The organism is Cryobacterium sp. TMT2-18-2, from assembly GCF_004402245.1.
GTDB lineage: Bacteria > Actinomycetota > Actinomycetes > Actinomycetales > Microbacteriaceae > Cryobacterium > Cryobacterium sandaracinum.
In genome coordinates this window covers 119,784-139,011 of the sequence record NZ_SOFU01000010.1, presented here as the reverse complement: position 1 = coordinate 139,011, position 19,228 = coordinate 119,784, and the positions used below count along the sequence as shown (strand labels likewise).

Annotated in this window: 19 protein-coding genes; 10 read left to right on the top strand and 9 right to left on the bottom strand. The window is 68.0% G+C overall.

The window, feature by feature from the left end; translation table 11 throughout:
• Positions 1-21: 21 nt before the first annotated feature.
• From E3O22_RS03430 to idi, 7 genes are read right to left on the bottom strand one after another with little or no spacing between them, the layout of a single operon-like run.
• Entirely contained in the window at positions 22-924 is a 903-nt protein-coding gene (locus tag E3O22_RS03430; protein WP_134395468.1) for a prenyltransferase, read from the bottom strand.
• Positions 917-1,225, bottom strand: a complete 309-nt coding sequence (locus tag E3O22_RS03425; protein ID WP_134395467.1) for a lycopene cyclase domain-containing protein — start codon at positions 1,223-1,225, stop codon at positions 917-919. Before E3O22_RS03425 ends, E3O22_RS03430 begins: the two co-directional genes overlap by 8 nt.
• Positions 1,222-1,572 (bottom strand): lycopene cyclase domain-containing protein, encoded by a 351-nt coding sequence (locus E3O22_RS03420; RefSeq protein ID WP_134395466.1) that lies wholly within the window; start codon positions 1,570-1,572, stop codon positions 1,222-1,224. Before E3O22_RS03420 ends, E3O22_RS03425 begins: the two co-directional genes overlap by 4 nt.
• A 30-nt stretch (positions 1,573-1,602) precedes the next feature.
• Complete coding sequence (gene crtI, locus E3O22_RS03415) at positions 1,603-3,207, bottom strand: phytoene desaturase family protein (RefSeq protein WP_134395465.1); 1,605 nt, start codon at positions 3,205-3,207, stop codon at positions 1,603-1,605.
• Positions 3,204-4,097 carry a squalene/phytoene synthase family protein gene (locus E3O22_RS03410; RefSeq protein ID WP_134395464.1) on the bottom strand — a complete coding sequence of 298 codons (894 nt, stop codon included), beginning with the start codon at positions 4,095-4,097 and terminating at the stop codon, positions 3,204-3,206. The genes crtI and E3O22_RS03410 overlap by 4 nt, the downstream gene beginning before the upstream one ends.
• Positions 4,094-5,137, bottom strand: a complete 1,044-nt coding sequence (locus E3O22_RS03405) for a polyprenyl synthetase family protein (RefSeq protein WP_134395463.1) — start codon at positions 5,135-5,137, stop codon at positions 4,094-4,096. Before E3O22_RS03405 ends, E3O22_RS03410 begins: the two co-directional genes overlap by 4 nt.
• Positions 5,130-5,669 (bottom strand): isopentenyl-diphosphate Delta-isomerase, encoded by a 540-nt coding sequence (gene idi, locus E3O22_RS03400; RefSeq protein WP_134395462.1) that lies wholly within the window; start codon positions 5,667-5,669, stop codon positions 5,130-5,132. The genes E3O22_RS03405 and idi overlap by 8 nt, the downstream gene beginning before the upstream one ends.
• A 157-nt stretch (positions 5,670-5,826) precedes the next feature.
• Between idi and E3O22_RS03395 the strand changes: the two genes are divergently transcribed.
• Positions 5,827-6,354, top strand: a complete 528-nt coding sequence (locus tag E3O22_RS03395) for an adenine phosphoribosyltransferase (protein WP_104171284.1) — start codon at positions 5,827-5,829, stop codon at positions 6,352-6,354.
• A 158-nt stretch (positions 6,355-6,512) separates the two neighbouring features.
• Entirely contained in the window at positions 6,513-6,959 is a 447-nt protein-coding gene (locus E3O22_RS03390) for an NUDIX domain-containing protein (RefSeq protein WP_134395461.1), read from the top strand.
• Between the two features lie 10 nt (positions 6,960-6,969).
• Here the strand turns inward: E3O22_RS03390 and E3O22_RS03385 are convergent, their stop codons facing one another.
• On the bottom strand, positions 6,970-9,471 hold the full coding sequence (locus tag E3O22_RS03385) for an ATP-dependent DNA ligase (protein ID WP_134395460.1): 2,502 nt from the start codon (positions 9,469-9,471) through the stop codon (positions 6,970-6,972).
• Between the two features lie 68 nt (positions 9,472-9,539).
• Here E3O22_RS03385 and E3O22_RS03380 point away from each other — a divergent pair, with 68 nt between their 5' ends.
• The 5 genes from E3O22_RS03380 (at position 9,540) to E3O22_RS03360 (ending at position 12,932) form a co-directional block, all read left to right on the top strand.
• Positions 9,540-10,403: a Ku protein gene (locus E3O22_RS03380; RefSeq protein ID WP_134395459.1), complete on the top strand. Its 864-nt coding sequence runs from the start codon at positions 9,540-9,542 to the stop codon at positions 10,401-10,403.
• A gap of 47 nt (positions 10,404-10,450) precedes the next feature.
• On the top strand, positions 10,451-11,086 hold the full coding sequence (locus E3O22_RS03375; protein WP_255570037.1) for a CDP-alcohol phosphatidyltransferase family protein: 636 nt from the start codon (positions 10,451-10,453) through the stop codon (positions 11,084-11,086).
• Positions 11,087-11,153: 67 nt separating this feature from the next.
• Positions 11,154-11,567: an FHA domain-containing protein gene (locus E3O22_RS03370; protein WP_134395511.1), complete on the top strand. Its 414-nt coding sequence runs from the start codon at positions 11,154-11,156 to the stop codon at positions 11,565-11,567.
• The gene (locus E3O22_RS03365; RefSeq protein ID WP_104171280.1) at positions 11,567-12,265 is read left to right on the top strand and encodes a MerR family transcriptional regulator; all 699 of its coding nucleotides are present in this window, start codon (positions 11,567-11,569) and stop codon (positions 12,263-12,265) included. The genes E3O22_RS03370 and E3O22_RS03365 overlap by 1 nt, the downstream gene beginning before the upstream one ends.
• Before the next feature lie 115 nt (positions 12,266-12,380).
• Positions 12,381-12,932 carry a MerR family transcriptional regulator gene (locus tag E3O22_RS03360; RefSeq protein ID WP_134395458.1) on the top strand — a complete coding sequence of 184 codons (552 nt, stop codon included), beginning with the start codon at positions 12,381-12,383 and terminating at the stop codon, positions 12,930-12,932.
• A gap of 99 nt (positions 12,933-13,031) precedes the next feature.
• On the opposite strand, the gene E3O22_RS03355 is transcribed toward E3O22_RS03360, so the two are convergent.
• On the bottom strand, positions 13,032-13,838 hold the full coding sequence (locus E3O22_RS03355; protein WP_134395457.1) for a ParA family protein: 807 nt from the start codon (positions 13,836-13,838) through the stop codon (positions 13,032-13,034).
• 77 nt (positions 13,839-13,915) lie between these two features.
• Between E3O22_RS03355 and E3O22_RS03350 the strand changes: the two genes are divergently transcribed.
• From E3O22_RS03350 to def, 3 genes are read left to right on the top strand one after another with little or no spacing between them, the layout of a single operon-like run.
• Entirely contained in the window at positions 13,916-17,320 is a 3,405-nt protein-coding gene (locus E3O22_RS03350; protein ID WP_134395456.1) for a pyruvate carboxylase, read from the top strand.
• A gap of 36 nt (positions 17,321-17,356) precedes the next feature.
• Entirely contained in the window at positions 17,357-18,610 is a 1,254-nt protein-coding gene (locus E3O22_RS03345) for a MinD/ParA family protein (protein ID WP_241973260.1), read from the top strand.
• Positions 18,611-18,657: 47 nt separating this feature from the next.
• Entirely contained in the window at positions 18,658-19,149 is a 492-nt protein-coding gene (gene def / locus E3O22_RS03340; protein WP_134395455.1) for a peptide deformylase, read from the top strand.
• The last annotated feature ends 79 nt before the right edge of the window (positions 19,150-19,228 follow it).

The following is a 19,228-nucleotide window of genomic DNA, read 5'->3' as shown; positions in this document are numbered from 1 at the left end:
CAGGCCCGAACGGCCCGCACCCTAGAAAGGCCCGAGCAGCACCCAGGCGATCAGCAGCATGGTCACCAGGAATCCGGTCAAAAAGTTGAGCCAGAGAAAACGCTTCCAACCGGCGTTCGCGGTCTCAGACCGCTCGTCCGACACCGACCGGAATGGCCAGGCCGCCAGAATGTAGGGCACCGCGAGCACCGAGGCCAGCAGCCCGGGCCAGCCTGTCACAAGCATGAGCAGCCCGGCCAGGGCCCAGAAAGCGATCGCGAGGCGCACGGTCCGCGCGGCGCCGAGCGCGGTCGCGACCGAGGCGATGCCGCCTTCCCGGTCGGGCACGACGTCCTGCACCGCGCCGAACGCGTGGCTGGCCATGCCCCAGAGGAAGAACGCGGCGAGTAGGGCAACCAGGCCGGGCGTCACGACGGCGCCGGCCACCGCGAGACCGTAGACGGCGGGGCTGACGAAGTGGGTGCTCGAGGTGATCGAGTCCACGATCGGGCGCTCCTTGAACCGCAGTCCCGGAACGGAGTACGCGGCGACCGCGAACAGGCTCACGGCCAGAATGAACCACGACCACGGATGCTCCGCGCCGGCCAAGACGAGCATCGCCACCAGAATGGGCACAGCCGTCACGATCCCGGAGACGAGCACCGTGCGGTGAAGGACCGGGTCCAGCATGGCTCCCTCGACGCCGCCCTTGCGCGGGTTGCGCAGGTCGGACTCGTAGTCGAAGACGTCGTTGATTCCGTACATCAGCAAGTTGTACGGAATGAGGAAGAACAGGGTACCCACCAGCAGTAGGGCGTCCACCCGGCCGGTCGCCACCACATACGCGGCGGCAAACGGGAACGCCGTGTTGATCCAGCTCAGCGGCCGCGACGAGAGCAGCACCTGCCGGGTCTTCCAGAGCGGCGGGGTGCGGGTTTCAGCCATTCGGTTTTCTTTCCAGCAGGGCCCAGAGGGCGGGCAGCAGGAGTGCTGCCGCAACGGGATAGGCGAAGTCTTCGATCGGGGCCAGGCCGATCCGCACTCCGAAGATGCGGCTGGGATCGTAGTCGACCAGTCCGACCCCGATCATAATGCTGTCGAAAACGGCCGTGAGCACGAGCACGGCGGCCACGGCGATCCCGGCGGCACGGATCCTGTGCCGGGAGAGCCGGCCACGGCGCGCGGCCGCGAGGAATACCGCCGCGGCGAGCAGTAGGAAGACGGTGTTCAGGAGCAGGTAGGTCATCCGTCGCTCCCCTCGTCGACGCCGGTCCGTTCGGCCCGGGCGGCGAGCAGCAGGCGCGCCCCTTGAACGGCGTTCATGGTGAGGTAGCAGAGGAAGGTGAGGAAGAAGAACTCCTCCACGGGCAGCTCCGGGGCCAGCTGCAGACCGGTCATCAGGGTCGTCTCGCCCCGGTAGAAGATGCCCAGTCCGATTCCGAACAGGTCCCAGACGAGGAAGTACACCAGCCCGGCGCCGAGCACGATGGCCGCTCGCACCGGGTCCCGCCAGAAGAACAGCCGGAAGCGACGGTCGAGCAGCACCATCGCCCCCAGGCTGAGAAGCAGGGTCAGCAGATACCCGAACGTCACAGCGTTACCGGATTCACTGTGCTGCCGGAGTCACTGGGCTTCCGGCAGCGGCGCCCGCACGGAGTTCGGCAGCGGTTCCGGCAGCGGTCCCGTGCTCGTGTCCGAGTTGATCCGCTTGAGGAGAATTTCAGCGCTGATCAAGCACATCGGAAGTCCGATGCCCGGGATGGTGGTGCCGCCGGCGTAGAACAGACCGCCGACCTTCGCGGAGGCGTTGGAGCCGCGCAGGAATGCGCTCTGCCGCAGGGTGTGCGCCGGGCCGAGGGCCCCGCCACGCCAGGAGTTGAGATCGTCGGCGAAGTCGCCGGGTCCCACCGTGCGGCGCACCACGATCCGCTCCGCCAGGTCGGGAATTCCGGCCCAGTCGCTGAGCTGTCTGACGGTGTCATCCGCGATCTTCTCGATCGCGGCGGAGCCTTGGCCGTTGATCCCGCCGTGGCCGAGGCCCGGGTCGGCGGGGATCGGCACCAGCAGGAACATGTTCGTGTATCCCTCAGGGGCGACTCCCGGGTCGGTGGCACTGGGCATACAGGCGTAGAAGGAGGCCGGCGAGGGCACGCTGGTCTTCTTGCCGAAGATACGGCCGAAGTTCTCGGCCCAGTCCCTGGTAAAGAACAGGCTGTGATGTTTCAGCTCGGGCAGGTCTCCCTTGATGCCGAGCATCACGAGCACGGCGCCCGGACCGGAGACGCGCTTCTGCCACCAGCGCTCGGGATAAGTCTGCGCGGATGCCGGGAGCAGCTCGGTTTCCGTGTGGTGCAGGTCGGCGGCCGAGACGACCGTGTCGGCCTCGAGGGTGACACTGGTGCCGTCACCCGTGCGATAGCTGACCCCGGCGACGGCGGTCGCGGCGCCCGGGGTGGTGTGGATCGCCGTCACGGTCGCCTCGGTGATCACGGTCACGCCCTGAGCTTTCGCGATGTCGGCGATGCTGTCGATCAGCCGGGTGAACCCACCCTGCGGGTAGAGCACGCCGTCGGCCATGTCGAGGTGGCTCATCAGGTGGTACATCGACGGGGTCTGGTCGGGGGAGGAGCCGAGAAACACGGCCGGGTAGCCGAGGATCTGGCGCAACCGGTGGTCCTTAACATAGCCGGCCACGAACTTGTCCAACGGCTGCAGCAGCAATCGGCCCAACCGACCGAGCCGCTTCAGGACATCCGGAACCAGCAGGGGTGTGAAGGAGGCGAAGCTCGTGTACAGGAACCGTTTGACTGCCATGTCATATGTCTCTTTGGCCGAGACGAGATAGCGGTCGAGGGCCGCGCCCGCACCGGGTTCGAGGCTTTCGAACAGACGGATGTTGTCGGCCCGCTCGGCCGCGATATCCACCGGCTGTGTCGTGCCCTCGAAGAAGACCCGGTAACCCGGGTCGAGGCGGGTCAGGTCGAGCTGTTCCGCGGAGGATGTGCCGAACAGACGGTAGAAGTGGTCGAACACCTGCGGCATCAGGTACCAGGACGGGCCGGTCTCGAACCGGAAGCCGTCGACGTCCCAGAACCCGGCGCGGCCGCCGAGGGTGGCCTGCGCCTCGAGCAGGGTGACCTGGTGGCCGTCCCGGGCCAGCAGCGCGGCGCTGGCCAGTCCGGCGATGCCGCCGCCGATGACAACGGTGCGCCTGGTCGGTGCGCTCATCGCTTCCACGCTCCCGGTCCGAACGACGCGGTGAGTGCAATCATGATTTTCTCCGGATCCGGCACCCGTACCCGGGCGCTCATCAGTGCTCGCGCGGGGGTGACTCGCAGCTTCGCCGACAAGCGGGCGAAGAGGTGGTGTGCAGCGGTGACCGCGCGGCGGCTCCCCACCGGGAGCATGGGCAACACGCGGGCCGCCGCGTCGAGGTCGGCGTCCATGTCGTCGAGGAGTTCGTTCTTCTGTGTTTCGGTCATGGTCAGCAGGTTCACACCGGGAAAGTAGTTGCGGCCGAGGGCGTCCCGATCTGCGGCGAGGTCGCGCAGGAAGTTGACCTTTTGGAAGGCCGCGCCGAGGCTCCGGGCACCGGCCTCGAGAACCTGGAGCTCATCGGTCGTGCGCGGCGTGTCCTGCACGAAGCAGCGCAGACACATCAGCCCGATCACCTCGGCCGAACCGTAGATGTACTCGGCCACTCCGGCCGCGTCGAACGGCGACGGGTCGAGGTCCCGGCGCATCGAGGCGAAGAAGGGTGTGGTCAGGCTGGTGTCGATTCCGGCTTCCCGGGCGGTCGCCGCGAAGGCGTGCACGACCAAATTGGTGCTGAAGCCCGACCCCATCGCCTGGCTGGTCTCCCGTTCGAGCGCGTCCAGCAGGTCGCGCTGGCCGTCCACGTTCACGCCGGCCTGGCTTGCGGCACCGTCCACGATCTCATCGGCGACCCGTACCAGGGCGTAGATGGTGCGCACCTGGCTGCGCACGCGCGGCTCGAGGAGACGGGCCGCGAGGCCGAACGAGGTGGAATAGTGGCCGATGACCGTGGCGGAGCTGGCCCGGGCCGCGGCGTTGTACTTCGCGATGCCAGTATGGTCGGCGGGGCTGTCACGTTTCATCGGCTGCGATTCACGGCCGTGCCTGCCAGGGTGGTGAGCAGCTCGCGCAGGGGCGCCGGTACGGCGGCCGTGTCGAGCGCGGCCACGGCGCGATTGCAGTGGTCGGTGGCCAGCTCATCCGTTGCCTGCAGGGCGCCGCAGTCACGAAGCAGGTCGCGCACGGTGTCCGCTTCCACCTCGGTGAGGTCGGCCTTGCCGATGAAGGGGGCGATCTCTGGCCAGCCGCGGGTGGTGCCCGCGTGGGCGATCAGGGTCGTCTGCTTGCCTTCCCGCAGGTCGGTGAGCACGCTTTTGCCGGTCTTCTCCGGGTTACCGAAGACCCCAAGGACGTCGTCGGTCAGCTGGAAGGCCACGCCGATCAGGCGGCCGTAGGCGCCGAGCACGTCGATCGCCTCGGCCGAGCCGCCGGCCAGAATGGCGCCGGCCTGCAGGGGAGCCTCGAACGAGTAGACCGCCGTCTTCTGCTCCAGGGTGGAGATGACCTGGGCCACCGTGAGCGGATGCTTCGACGCGGCGTTGGTGACGTCCGCCAGTTCCCCGGCAGCGGAGACGAACACCGCTCGATCGAGCAGGTCGAGCAGGCGGCCGCGCAGTTCGAGCTCGACCGGCAGCATCGCGAGGGCGCGGTGGGCCTCGCTCAGCGCCAGATCGCCGGCCAGGATCGCGGCCGTCGCGGCCCACGCCCCGGCCTGGTCGCCGGCTCCGTGGGCGAGGGCGCGCTCGGTGAACTGCCCGGCGATGTTGGCCACGCCGCGGCGGGCGAGGTCGTGGTCGATCACGTCGTCGTGGATAACGAAGGCCGTGTGCAACAGTTCGAAGCTGACCGCGACCGGAGTGGCCAGGGTGAGGTCGGTGCCGCCGAGGCCGGTGAACGCGGCCAGCACCAGTGCGGGGCGCACACGCTTGCCGCCGCTGCTGGCCTGCTCGAGAGAGTCCCAGAGCGCGACATAGTGTTCGCCGTAGTCGCTGGCGCGCAGGCGCGCGGCAGCGAAAAAGCGCTGCAACTCCATCCCTACCCCGAGCGTCTGGATTTCATGCATCGAAACTGGTCAATTCCTGGAGCTGTAGCCCCAACCAGGGGCTGAACGCCCACGGGGCGTCCCGCACCGAGCGCTGCAAGGCGGCCGGCTCCACCCAGGCAAATTCCATGACCTCGTTCGGGTTGGGTACGGGGTCGCCGGTGGTGCGGGCCAGGTAGACGGGGCAGATCTCGTTCTCGACGATGCCGCTGCTGTCGACGGCGCGGTAGCGGAAGTCAGGCAGGGTGACGGTCAGGTTCGCAATCGAGAGTCCGAGCTCGAACAGCGCGCGCCGCTCGATGGCAGCGGGAAATTCCTCGCCCGGGAGCGGATGGCCGCAGAAGGAGTTGGTCCAGACGCCCGGCCAGGTCCTCTTCGACAGGGCGCGTCGGGTGACGAGAACCTCGCCCGCCGGATTGAGCACATGACAGGAGAAAGCGAGGTGGAGCGCGGTGTCCGTGTCGTGCACACTGAGCTTCGGGGCCGTGCCGATTTCGCGGCCGGACTCGTCCAGCAGGACCACGAGTTCTTCGAGCACTTCGACCGGCCGCATTAGCCATCCCTTCGGGTGATTCAGTCACGATACCGGAAAAAATACCTAACCTGATTAGCTAAATTCGAGGCTAGCACGGGGCCCCGTCCGAACGGTCCATTGCGGGGCGTCGGGAGGCCCGCACGGCATCCGTCGGCCGAACGCTTAAACTCGTGGGGTGCCCACCCCCGCTGCAGACCATGTGAACGCCCTTCTCGCCTCGTACCAGGATTTCCCGCAAGTGGGCATCCTCTTCCGCGACCTCAACCCGGTGTTCGCCGACGCCGCCGCTTTTCGAGCGCTGATCGACGAGCTCGCCGGCCGGTTCCAGGGTGAATTCGACGCGGTGGCCGGCATTGAGGCCCGCGGCTTCCTGCTGGCCGCGGCGATCGGCTACGCGGCGGATGTCGCCGTGCTCGTCGTGCGCAAAGGCGGCAAGCTCCCCGGATCGGTGCTGAGCGAGGAGTACGACCTCGAGTACGGCTCGGCCTGCCTCGAGCTCGAGATCGGCCAGCTCGCGCCGGGTGCCCGCGTGCTGGTCGTCGACGACGTGCTGGCCACCGGCGGCACGATCGCCGCGACCGCCCGCCTCATCGAGCGCGCCGGCTACCGCCTGACCGGCGTCGGCGTCGTGCTGGAGCTGACCGAGCTGGTCGGCCGAACGCGCCTCGGCGACGCCCCCGTGCACGCCATCGTCGCCCTCTAGCCCGCCCAGGTATCCAGCCGGCGGGGCTCGCTCGTCGTGGCGCACCCTCTGGAAGCCGGCGCACGTTCTACCGTTCGCCACCATCCATAACCTGTGCCGCGAGTCGAACGCGACTCGACACGGTGCGGATTCACGGGACCGTGGCGCATGCTTGAGCCATGAGCGCAAACGGTGACGGGTGGGTGTACGGGCCCGACGGCCGCAAGTTTTGGGGGCTTTTCGGGGCGGCCGGCCTGCTCGTACACCACGAGGAGCTGGGGGTGCTGCTGCAGCACCGCGCGCTTTGGAGCCACCAGGGTGACACCTGGGGGCTGCCCGGTGGGGCGCGCCACGAACACGAGAGTGCGCTCGAGGCGGCTCTGCGGGAGGCCGGCGAAGAGGCCGGCGTGCCACCGGGCCTGGTCTCCGTGCAGTTCAGCTCCGTGCTCGACCTCGGTTTCTGGTCGTACACGACGGTCGTGGTGCGCGCCACGGAGCGCTTCGAACCCGTGATCAGCGACCAGGAGAGCATCGCGCTGCGCTGGGTACCGACCCACCAGGTCGACGCGCTGCCGCTGCATCCGGGCTTCGCCACCAGCTGGCCGGCACTGCTCGCCCGCCTCTGAACCCGCACCGTCATGAAACCCGCACCACCTCGCCCGGTGACTTATCCGGCCGCCAGCCGCGCCAGACCGGGTGGCGCAGTCGCCCCGTGCCGGTCCATTCGGAGAATTCCACCTCGCCCACCAGCACCGGGCGCACCCACCGCGCATCGCGGGCGCCGGCAGGCGGGATGCCGGTGAAGGGGTTGTCCACCGCAGCGATGGCATCCAGTCGCGCCCGCAGGTCCTCGAGCTCTGCGTCCCGGAACCCGGTGCCGACCCGGCCGATATAGGTCAGCGTGTCTCCGTCCGGAATCCCCAGCAGCAGGGAGCCCACGGTGTCGGCTCGGCGCCCGTTGCCCGGTCGCCACCCGCCGATCACCGCCTCCTGGGTGTGATGGTGCTTGATCTTGATCCACGATCGGGACCGCCGACCGGCCTCGTAGCGCCCATCCCGGGTCTTGGCGACGATCCCCTCGAAGCCGAGCTCGCTGCTGGTCGCCACGGCCTGGGCGGAGTCGCCCGCGAAGACCGGCGGCACCTGCACCGCACCGGACCCGGTGACAATCTCCTCGAGCACGCGGCGCCGGGCCGTGTACGTCAGCTCGAGTAGCGGCTCCCCGTCACGTTCGAGCACGTCGAAAGCCAGAAACCGCACCGGGGTGGATGCCTCGGCCGCCTCGATCTGTCGGCGACCGGTCAGCCCCAGCCGCGTCTGCAGCAGCCCGAAGTTCGGCCGACCGCCCGCGTCCATCGCGACGATCTCCCCGTCGAGCACCGCAAAGTCGGCCGAAACCGCCCCCGGCAACGCGCGCACCAGCTCCGGGTACGCGTGCGTGATGTCGTTGCCGTTCCGGGTGACCAAGCGCACGTCCGCGCCAAGGCCGGCGGCTCCGAGATAGGCGAGCGCACGGATGCCGTCCCACTTCATTTCGTAGGTCCACTCGTCGTCCTCGGAGAGGTCGGCGATGGAACCGGGCGTGGCCAGCATGGGCCCGTACCGTGTGCGGCGTGCGGACCGGCCGCCCGTTTTGGCCGTCGCGCCCACCCCGGTGCCCACGTCCCCGGCCCGCCGGGCCGGCCGTGTCTTGATCAGGTGGATCAGCCAGTTCCGGTCGGCCCCGTCCGTGCCCTTCGTGCGGATCAGGGCGAAGCGCCGCGTGCCACCGAGCCTGCCGCCCGGTTCGCCGTGCAGCACGGCGATCACCTCGTCATCCCGCCACTTCTCCAGCTCGTAGCTGCCGTGGTCCCAGATGCTCATGGTGCCGGCCCCGTATTGGCCGGCCGGGATATCACCCTCGAACGTGGCGTATTCGAGAGGATGGTCCTCGGTGCGCACGGCGAGCCGATTCTTCGCCGGATCGGTCGGCACCCCGCGCGGCAGCGCCCACGACGTCAGCACCCCGTCGTGCTCGAGCCGAAAGTCATAGTGCAGGTTGCGGGCGTGGTGCTCCTGAATGACGAATGACCGACCCGCGGATGCGTAAGGCGCACCCGTCGGCATCGGCTCCGAAGTGCGGGAAGCGTCTCGTTTGCCGAGGTAGACGGCCAGCGCACCGACCCCCGCCCCGGAGCCTTTATCGGCCTCGTCACCGGCACCCCCGGCATCCGTGGTGCCCCGGCCGGAATGTGCCTCGAGCAGCGCGGCCAGCGGGTCCCCGCTACGCTGCACCCGGTGCATCGCCTGCTTGTAGTCGATCTGTGCGAGCCCGGGGGAGGCCAGTTCCCGCCAGGTGCGCGGCATGGCCACCATCGGATGCAGCGTTCCGCGCAACGAATACGGGGTGATGGTCGTCTTGTGGGCGCTGTTCTGGCTCCAGTCCACGAAAACCCGCCCCGGTCGCAGTGCCTTCTTCATATCGCTGACGATGAGGTCCGGATGGTCGGCCTCGAGCGCCCGAGCCAGCTCGTGTGCGACCTGGGAGACCTGGTCCGAGGTGTGCGTGAGGTCCAGCGGTGCGTAGAGGTGGATGCCCTTCGACCCGCTGGTGACCGGCAGGGGGTCCAGGCCCATGTCCCTCAGGATGGCCCGGGCCAGACGGGCGACCTCCGCACACTCGGCGAGGGTGACCCCGTCGCCGGGGTCCAGGTCGATCACCAGCCGGTCCGGGTTGCGTGGGCGTCCACCCCGGCCGAACTGCCACTGCGGAACGTGGATCTCCAGCGCCGAGATCTGGCCGAGCCAGGTCAGCGTCGCGAGGTCGTTGACCAGCGGGTACTCGCTCACGTGGTTCGAATGCTGGATCGGTCGGCGTTTCACCCAGCTCGGCGTCGCCTGGTCCAGGTTCTTCTGGAAGAACACGTGTCCGGGTGCGTCCCGGGTGCCCACACCGTGTACCCACCTCTTCCGGGTCGCCGGGCGATTCGCGGTGTGCGGGATCATCACGTCGGCGATGAACGCGTAGTAGCCGAGAACGTCGGCCTTCGTGGTTCCCGACTCCGCGTAGAGCACCTTGTCGAGATGCGTGAGTGTGATCCGGTGTCCGCCGACGGTGACGACCTGGCGGGAATAGGGGGAGGGCGGCCGCTCGTTCATGGCTCCAGCATGCTCCCGGGGCCACAGGGCGCCTAGCCCTCTCGGCGCACCGGGTGTGTACTGGAGGGATGAGATCGATCTGGAAGGGCGCGATCACCTTCGGGCTGGTCAATGTGCCCGTCAAGGTCTACAGCGCCACCGAGGACCACGACGTCGCCCTGCACCAGGTGCACGACGCCGATGGCGGGCGCATCCGTTACCAGCGACGGTGCGAGCGCTGCGGACGGGTCGTCGACTACGCGCACATCGACAAGGCCTGGGACAGCGGCGACAAGACGGTTGTCATCACCGACGAGGACCTGCGCACGCTGCCGGCCGAGAGAAGCCGCGAGATCGAGGTCGTCGAGTTCGTGCCGAGCGAACAGCTCGACCCGATCATGTTCGAGCGCAGCTATTTTCTCGAACCCTCCGGCTCGCCCAAGGCCTACGTTCTACTGCGGCGTGCGCTCGACGCCACCGACCGCACCGCGATCGTGCGGTTCGCGCTGCGGCAGAAGACCCGACTCGGTGCCCTCCGGGTGCGCGGGGACGTGCTGCTGCTGCAGTCGCTGCTGTGGGGCGACGAGGTGCGGGCCGTTGAATTCCCGGTGCTCCAGGAGTCGGTGCGCATCTCCGCCCAGGAGCTCGAGCTCTCGGCCGCACTGGTCGACTCCTTCGCCGCCGAGTTCTCGCCGCAGGATTTCCGGGACGACTATCAGGACCAGCTCCGCGAACTGCTCGAAGTGAAGCTCGCCGCGGGCGAAGCCGTCGACACCGAGCTCACCGTCGGCCGGGAACCCCGAGAGGGCGAGGAAGGCGGGGGAGAGGTGCTCGACCTGATGGAGGCCCTCCGCCGTAGCGTGGAGCGCAGCCGCGGCCAGGCGAAGCCGGACGCGTCGGATAAATCCGAGAAACGCGCCGACAAGGCGCGAAAACGGGTGTCGGGAAACTGACGAGGCCGCATTCCGGTTCGGCCGCCGCGTCGGTAGACTCGGTGATTGTGACAGGGGCAGAGGGAACCGGCGTCAGCTCGAAGGTGATCACCCTGCCCAATCTGCTCAGCATGCTGCGCCTGGCGCTGGTGCCAGTCTTTCTGGTCGTGCTGGTGCGGGGAGAGGATGCCTGGGCGCTTCTGGTGCTGATGGTCGCCAGCCTCACCGATTTCCTCGACGGCTACCTGGCCCGGAGATTCGGCCAGATCACGCGGCTCGGCCAGCTGCTCGACCCGGCCGCCGACCGGCTGTACATCTTCGCAGCCCTTCTCGGACTGGCCTGGCGCGACCTGGTGCCCTGGTGGATCGTCCTGGTCATCGTAGGACGGGACGTGTTCCTGCTCGGACTCGGCGTCATCCTCGCGAATTTCGGATTCGGGCCTCTGCCCGTCCACCAGCTCGGCAAGGTCGCCACCTTCTGCCTCTTCTACGCCCTGCCGATGATCATGCTGGGAGAGGCCTTCCCCGCGGTGTCCTGGTGGTCGCTCCCGGTGGGCTGGGCCTTTGGCATCTGGGGAGCTTTTCTTTACTGGTGGGCAGGCATAATCTACGCCGTCGAGACCGTCCGGGTGATTCGCATTCCGCGGGCGATTCAGCCCGTTCCATCCGATACGCTGGAGGACCAGGAGGTGTACGGTGATTGATTCCAAAAAGACGAATGAACCCCAGCGCAAGGCCGCGCCCGATAACTATTCCAATACCGACACGACGATGACGTTCGGGCAGGAATTCGCGGCCCAGCTGGCATCGCTCGACGGTGACGTCACGGCCGAAGAACAGGAAGCCATCGCGGCTCTGCCCTCCGGCTCGGCGCTGCTCGTCGTTCGGCGCGGCCCGAACGCCGGCGCTCGTTTCCTGTTGGACGCGGACGTGACCACTGTGGGCCGTCACCCCAATGCGGACATCTTCCTCGACGACGTCACGGTATCCCGTCGGCACGCGGAGTTCCTGCGCCACGAAACCAAGTTCGACGTGAAAGACCTGGTGTCCCTCAACGGCACCTATTTCGACGGGGTCCGCATCGACACCGCGCTGTTGCACGACGGCGCCGAAGTCCAGGTCGGTAAGTTCCGGCTGACGTTCTACGCCTCGCGGCACGACCTCAAGCTTCAGGCGAGCGAGTAGTGCCCGCGTCCGCAGCCCAGGCCAGAGCGCCGGGCGCGACGTCACTGCTCAGCATCGGACAGGTGCTTGCCCGGCTCACGCCGGAATTCCCGGAACTGACTCCGTCCAAACTTCGGTTCCTGGAGGAACAGAGACTGGTTGCGCCGGCGCGTACGGAGTCGGGCTACCGCAAATTCTGTGCCGGTGACCTGGACCGGCTGCGCCTGGTCCTCTCCATGCAGCGCGATCACTACCTCCCGCTCAAGGTCATCCGGGGCTACCTGGCCGACCTCGACGCGGGCCTCTCGCCGACCCTGCCCGGCGGGGTGACGCCGGGACCGTCGATGCTGTCGACCGCCCGCCGGCTGGACCGCGACGAACTGCTGCGCGAAGCAGGGGCCTCCGCGATGCTGCTGCACGACGCCGTTTCCGCATCGATCATCCTGCCGGCCGACTTCTACGGCGACGACGCGCTCAGCGTGCTGCGGGCCCTGGTCGAACTGCAGCGCAGCGGCATCGAGCCCCGCCACCTGCGCGGATTCCGCGGCGCGGCCGAACGCGAGCTCGGCCTGATCGAGAGTGCCCTCGTGCCGCTCTCCCGCCGTAAAGACGCATCGAGCCGGGCTAAGGCCGCCGAAATGGCGGTCGAGATCGCCGGCCAGCTCGAAGTGATCCGCGGCAGTCTGATCCGTTCGGCCCTGGGGCGCTTGACCAAATAGTGGAGCCCGACACGCCAATTTACTCGACCGGATGTCGTTGATCAGGACGGTCCCCCTCGGTAGCGTGGATGCAGCGATCATCCGTATCGCAGACCCACCTCCGAGAGGCCATCGTATGAGCGAGCTGAATCAGCGTGACGATGCCTCGCGCTACGGACTCGGCCTTCTCTTCACCGACGGAATGCCCGAGCTCGACGACAACCTTGGCTACCGTGGCGCCGTGGCGGCCCGTGCCGCCGGAATCAGCTACCGTCAGCTCGACTACTGGGCCCGCACCGACCTGGTCCAGCCCACCGTGCGCGGTGCTGCCGGCTCGGGTTCCCAACGTCTCTACGGCTTCCGGGACATCCTGGTTCTGAAACTGGTCAAGCGACTCCTCGACACCGGCATCTCTCTGCAGCAGATCCGCACCGCGGTGAACCAACTGCGCGAGTCGGGGGTCAGCGACCTCGCCCAGACCACCTTGATGAGCGACGGCGCCAGCGTCTACCTGTGCACCTCCGACGACGAGGTCATCGACCTCGTCAGCCGCGGTCAGGGCGTGTTCGGCATCGCCGTGGGCAAGGTGCTGCGCGAGGTCGAGACGAGCCTGGTCGAACTGGAGACCCTTCCGATCGACCCGTCGGACGAGCTGTCCGTTCGCCGGGGCAGCCGCAAGGTCTCCTAGCGGAACGTTTTCACGCAGTCGACACGACCGGCAAACACTGTGCGGCTGCCCATCCGGTGAACGTTGTCCGGCTAACGCTCCCTGGCTGGTGTTCCCTGGCTAGTGCTGTTCCGCGTACTCGCCGATGCGGGCCGTGCGCAGCACGCGTTCGAGCAACTGATCGAAGTAGCGCGCCATCTCCTGGGCGCTGTCGCCGGGCCAGGTGTGCAGCGGCTTCGCGGCGCCCTGCGCCTGCTGTAGCGAGGTGCGTTCCGGCAGTTGCGGGCTGAGTACGAGTGGGCCGAACATGTCGCGGAGTTCCTTGATCCGGAACTGGTGCTCGAGAGACGCCACGCGGGCACGGTTGACGATGATACCGAGCGGCTGCAGCCGGGGGCTGAGTCCGCGGCGGATCTCTTCGATCGCGCGCAGCGCCCGGTCGGCCGCGGCGACGGAGAATAGGCCGGGTTCGGTGACCACGGCAACGCGGTCGCTGGCCGCCCACGCGGTGCGGGTAAGGGCGTTCAGCGACGGAGCACAGTCGATCAGTACCAGGTCGTAGTCCTTTTCGACCGTGGAGAGTGCCTCTTCGAGCTTCCAGATGTCGCGGATGCTCGGGTGCGGCCCGTCGAAATTGATGGCCGACGGGCTGCCGATCATCACGTCGACGGTGCCGGGGCGGCCGCGCGTCCAGCCGCTGGGAACGATGGCGGCACGAACGACCTTCTCCTTGGGCGAGGCGAGCACATCGGCGATGTTGAGGTGGCCGGTGACCTCGATGTCCATTCCGGTTGACACATCCGACTGCGGGTCGATGTCCACCACCAGGGTTCGCACGCCGCGGGCGAAGGCAGCAGACGCCAGACCCAGGGTCACCGTGGTCTTGCCTACTCCTCCCTTGAGGGAGCTAACGCTTAGTACGTGCACAAGTAGACACGTTACCTTCACTAGTCTTGGAGAACCTAACCGTCAGCTGTGCGCGACGTCACGCTTGAAAGGTCTGCATGTTCACGAAAATTCTTGTTGCCAACCGCGGGGAAATCGCGATCCGGGCTTTTCGGGCGGCTTATGAGCTGGGTGCCAAAACCGTGGCGGTGTTCCCCTTCGAGGACCGCAACTCGCTGCACCGTCTGAAGGCCGACGAGGCGTACCAGATCGGCGAACCGGGACACCCGGTGCGCGCCTATCTCACGGTGAGCGAGATCATCCGAGTGGCCAGGGAGAGCGGCGCCGACGCCATCTACCCCGGTTACGGTTTCCTTTCGGAAAACCCCGAGCTGGCCCTGGCGGCCCGCCGGGCGGGCATCACCTTCATCGGCCCGGGCGAGCACGTGCTCGAGATGGCCGGCAACAAGGTCACCGCGAAGGAGCACGCCATCGCGGCGGGCGTTCCGGTGCTGGGGTCCAGCGCGCCCTCACGCGACGTCGACGAGCTGATCGCCGCGGCCGACGATATCGGCTTCCCGATCTTCGCCAAGGCCGTCGCCGGCGGCGGCGGCCGCGGCATGCGCCGGGTGGCTCAGCTGAGCGATCTCCGCGGCTCCCTTGAGGAAGCCATGCGAGAGGCCAACAGCGCGTTCGGCGACCCGACCATGTTCCTCGAGCAGGCCGTGCTGCGGCCGCGTCACATCGAGGTGCAGATCCTGGCCGATGCGTCCGGCGAGACCGTGCACCTGTTCGAACGCGACTGCTCCGTGCAGCGCCGCCATCAGAAGGTCATTGAGATCGCCCCGGCGCCGAACCTCTCCGACGAGATCCGCCAGCGTCTGTACGCCGATGCGGTCGCCTTCGCCCGCTCGATCGGCTACGTGAACGCGGGCACGGTCGAGTTCCTGCTTGACACGGTCGGCGAACGCGCCGGCGAGCACGTGTTCATCGAGATGAATCCGCGCATCCAGGTCGAGCACACCGTGACCGAAGAGGTGACGGATGTCGACCTCGTGCAGTCCCAGATCCGCATCGCCGCGGGCCAGACGCTCCGCGAGCTCGAACTCACGCAGGACAAGATCGTGTTGCGGGGGGCGGCCCTGCAGTGCCGGATCACCACCGAGGACCCGACCATGGGATTCCGCCCGGACACCGGCAAGATCACCACTTATCGCTCGCCCGGCGGCGCCGGCATCCGGCTCGACGGCGGCACGATCAACCCCGGTGCCCAGATCAGCCCGCACTTCGACTCGATGCTCGCCAAGCTCACCTGCCGGGGCCGGGACTTCCCGTCCGCCGTGACCCGGTCCAAGCGCGCCCTGGCCGAGTTCCGTATCCGTGGCGTGTCCACGAACATCTCGTTCCTGCAGGCCGTGCTCGACGACCCCGACTTCGCGTCCGGCAACCTGAGCACCTCCTTCATCGACGAGCGCCCCGAGCTGCTGCGCGGCCGCGCCTCCAAGGACCGCGGCACGAAGATCCTGAATTGGCTCGCCGACGTGACCGTCAACAAGCCCAACGGGGTGCCGCTGACCCTGCTGAACCCGGCCGAGAAGCTGCCGAAGCTCGACCTGTCCGAACCTGCTCCGGCCGGCTCTCGCCAACGGCTCCAGCTGCTCGGCCCGGCCGGCTTCGCCGCGGACCTGCGCGCCCAGACCGCCCTGGCCGTGACGGACACCACCTTCCGCGACGCCCACCAATCACTGTTGGCAACCCGGGTGCGCACCCGCGACCTCGTCGCCGTGGCCCCGTATGTGGCCCGGATGACCCCGGAGTTGCTGTCGATCGAGGCCTGGGGCGGCGCCACCTATGACGTGGCGCTGCGCTTCCTCGGCGAAGACCCTTGGGAACGACTGGCGTCGCTGCGAGAGGCCCTGCCGAACATCAACGTGCAGATGCTGCTTCGCGGCCGCAACACGGTCGGCTACACCCCGTACCCGACCGAGGTGACCGATGCGTTCGTGCGCGAGGCCGCCAAGACAGGCGTCGACATCTTCCGCATCTTCGACGCACTCAACGACGTCTCGCAGATGCGCCCAGCCATCGACGCCGTGCTGGCGACGGGCTCCTCCATCGCCGAGGTCGCACTCTGTTACACGGGCGATTTACTCGACCCGGCCGAGAAGCTTTACACCCTGGACTATTACCTCCGGCTCGCGGAACAGATCGTGGAGTCCGGCGCGCACATCCTCGCGATCAAGGACATGGCCGGCCTGCTGCGCCCCGCCGCGGCCGAGAAGCTCGTCTCCGCCCTCCGGTCACGCTTCGACCTCCCGGTGCACGTGCACACGCACGACACTCCGGGCGGCCAGCTCGCCACGCTGCTCGCGGCCAGCCGCGCCGGCGCCGACGCGGTCGACGTGGCCAGCGCTCCGATGGCCGGCACCACCAGCCAGCCGTCGGCGTCGTCCCTCGTCGCCGCGCTCGCCCACACCGAACGCGACACCGGCATTTCCCTACAGGCCGTCTGCGACCTCGAGCCGTATTGGGAAGATGTACGCCGGGTCTACCATCCCTTCGAATCCGGTCTGCGCGCGCCCACCGGCCGGGTCTACAAGCACGAGATCCCCGGCGGCCAGCTGTCCAACCTGCGCACGCAAGCGGTCGCGCTCGGCCTCGCCGACGACTTCGAACTGATCGAGGACATGTACGCCGCGGCCAACGACATCCTCGGCCGGGTGCCGAAGGTGACGCCGTCCTCCAAGGTGGTCGGCGACCTCGCCCTCTACCTCGCCGCCGTGCGTGCCGACCCGGCCGACTTCGCCGAGAACCCGGGCAATTACGACGTGCCCGACTCCGTGATCGGATTCATGGCGGGGGAGCTGGGCGACCTGCCCGGCGGCTGGCCCGAGCCCTTCCGCAGCAAGGTTCTCGCCGGGCGCAACGTCCGCGTCGGAATCACCGAGCTCACCCAGGAGGAACGCGCGGCCTTGAGCAGCGACGGCCTCACCTGCCGAATGATGCTGAACCAGCTGCTCTTCCCGGCGCCCACGCGCCAATTCGAGCAGATCCGGGAACTCTTCGGGGACCTGTCCGTGCTCGACACGGTGGACTATCTCAACGGTCTCCAGCAGGGCATCGAGCACGCGGTGGAGATCGACAAGGGCGTGCGCCTCTACGTCGGGCTCGAGGCCATCGGCGAGGCCGATGACAAGGGCATGCGCACCGTCATGACCACGCTGAACGGTCAGCTCCGACCCGTGTTCGTGCGGGACCGCAACATCACGGTCAGCACCAAGGTCGCCGAAAAAGCGGATGCCAACCGGCCGGGCCAGATCGCCGCGCCGTTCTCCGGGGTGGTCACCCTCCAGGTCGAGGAGGGCGACACCGTCGAGGCCGGGCAGGCCGTCGCCTCGATCGAGGCCATGAAGATGGAGGCCGCGATCACCTCGCCCATCGCGGGAAACATCGAACGGGTGGCCGTGCCGCGAACCCAGCAGGTCGACGCGGGCGATCTGCTGGTGGTGGTGCGTCCACGCTAGGCTTGGTGCGATCTATCGACGAAGGGACTGATCTTTTTGTCAGATAAGCGCACAGGCGCCGAGGCGTCCGGTCCGGACGCCTCCATCGAGCCTCTCGCCGAGCCGGGAGACGAGTACCACAGCGAACTACTGCCGCACACGATCGTGAACCTGGCGGCGGCCCTGCCGGAGAACCTGAAACGCCCGGCTACGCACACGATCGAGGTCAGCACCCCGGCCGTGGCGCGCGCCGATCGGTTGTCCACAGCCGTCACGGGGGCGGTCCGCGCCCTCTCCGGCCCGGCCGCGAGCGACGCCGTTCCGCACACCCGCCGGGAGAGTCTGCGCCCCGCCGGCGGATCGGCGCCCGAGTCCGCCGCCATGCTCACGCCCGACCGGCTGCTTGCCGTCAACCGTCGCACCAAACCGCCGCCCCGAGGAGCCTGGAACAGTTTCGTCTACTCGGCGACCCTGCATCTGGTAAACCTCGGCGACTCGGCCACGGTGCGCGCTTCCAAACAACTCGACGAGCGCATCCGCAAGGATTTCGAGGGCGGCACCCGCTTCGTGCCGATCCTCACCCGCAAGGGCGGGGTCGGCAAGACGACCGTCACCGCACTGATCGGCATGGCCCTGGCCGATGCCCGCGAAGACCGCATCATCGCCGTCGACGCGAACCCCGACCGGGGCACCCTCTCTGAGCGGGTCACGAAACAGACCCGGTCCACCGTGCGTGACGTGGTCACGAAGGCCGCGTCGATCGGCGGCTATACCGATTTCTCGTCGCTGGTCTCCCGCGACGCGACCCGGCTCGACATCCTCGCATCCGATACCGACCCGCTCCTCTCCGAGGCCTTCGACGAGAACGACTACAACGTCGTCGCCGACCTGGCGGCGCGGTACTACTCGATCATGCTCACGGACTGCGGCACCGGAATCGTGCACTCCGTCATGCGTGCCACGCTGCAGCGGGCCGATTCGATCGTCATCGTCTCCGGGGGCAGCATCGACGAGGCCCGTCTGGCGTCCGAAACGTTGACCTGGTTGGAAGCCAACGGCTACGGCGACCTGGTTCGCAACGCGGTCGTCGCTCTCAACACGGCGACACAGGGCACGAATCTGGTGAAGCTGGAAGAGATCGAATCGCATTTCCGCTCCCGGGTGCGGGAGATCGTGCGCATCCCCTGGGACCCGCAGCTCGCCGCGGGCAGCGTCATATCCTTCGACGATCTGAAGCCCATCACCCGGCTCGCGGCCCGCACCCTCGCGGCCGTCGTCGTGGAGGGTCTGCCGGCCGACCGCGGCGTCTAAACCGATCCGGTACCCCGTACCCCCGCATCCATGACTTGGAGTCACCTTTGCCCGAGCGCCAGATCCGTCTCTTCGGAGATCCCGTCCTCAAAACCGTCTCCGACCCGATCGGCACGATCGACGCCCGGGTGCGGAGCCTGATCGAGGACCTGGTCGACAGCGTGCGACTGCCCGGCCGGGCCGGCGTCGCGGCCTCCCAGATCGGCGTGAATCTGCGCGCATTCAGCTTCAACGTCGATGGCGAGATCGGGTACATCCTGAACCCGGTCCTCGTGGAGGTCTCGGGGGAGCCCGAGCTCGTCGACGAGGGCTGCCTGTCGGTGCCGGGCCTCTGGTATCCCACGAAGCGGTACCCGTTCGCCCGGGTGACCGGCATGGACCTCGACGGCACGGCGGTCGAACTCTCCGGAACCGGGATCATGGCCCAGGCCCTGCAGCACGAGACCGACCACCTCGACGGTTTGCTCTACCTGGACCGCCTCGATAAGGAGAACCGGCGGGCCGCCATGAAAGAGGTCCGCGAGTCGAGCTGGTTCTGACCCCAGTCGTTCGGGTACGAGGCTTTCAAAGGTCTCCGCCCCACACGAATTTGACGAAGTTTTGCTGGAAACGCCCCCC

Excerpts from the sequence above, each read along its gene's own strand:
- E3O22_RS03430 (WP_134395468.1), bottom strand. The coding sequence starts at position 924 with ATGGCTGAAACCCGCACCCCGCCGCTCTGGAAGACCCGGCAGGTGCTG.
- E3O22_RS03425 (WP_134395467.1), bottom strand. The coding sequence starts at position 1,225 with ATGACCTACCTGCTCCTGAACACCGTCTTCCTACTGCTCGCCGCGGCG.
- crtI (WP_134395465.1), bottom strand. The coding sequence starts at position 3,207 with ATGAGCGCACCGACCAGGCGCACCGTTGTCATCGGCGGCGGCATCGCC.
- E3O22_RS03410 (WP_134395464.1), bottom strand. The coding sequence starts at position 4,097 with ATGAAACGTGACAGCCCCGCCGACCATACTGGCATCGCGAAGTACAAC.
- E3O22_RS03405 (WP_134395463.1), bottom strand. The coding sequence starts at position 5,137 with ATGCATGAAATCCAGACGCTCGGGGTAGGGATGGAGTTGCAGCGCTTT.
- idi (WP_134395462.1), bottom strand. The coding sequence starts at position 5,669 with ATGCGGCCGGTCGAAGTGCTCGAAGAACTCGTGGTCCTGCTGGACGAG.
- E3O22_RS03390 (WP_134395461.1), top strand. The coding sequence starts at position 6,513 with ATGAGCGCAAACGGTGACGGGTGGGTGTACGGGCCCGACGGCCGCAAG.
- E3O22_RS03385 (WP_134395460.1), bottom strand. The coding sequence starts at position 9,471 with ATGAACGAGCGGCCGCCCTCCCCCTATTCCCGCCAGGTCGTCACCGTC.
- E3O22_RS03380 (WP_134395459.1), top strand. The coding sequence starts at position 9,540 with ATGAGATCGATCTGGAAGGGCGCGATCACCTTCGGGCTGGTCAATGTG.
- E3O22_RS03370 (WP_134395511.1), top strand. The coding sequence starts at position 11,154 with ATGACGTTCGGGCAGGAATTCGCGGCCCAGCTGGCATCGCTCGACGGT.
- E3O22_RS03360 (WP_134395458.1), top strand. The coding sequence starts at position 12,381 with ATGAGCGAGCTGAATCAGCGTGACGATGCCTCGCGCTACGGACTCGGC.
- E3O22_RS03350 (WP_134395456.1), top strand. The coding sequence starts at position 13,916 with ATGTTCACGAAAATTCTTGTTGCCAACCGCGGGGAAATCGCGATCCGG.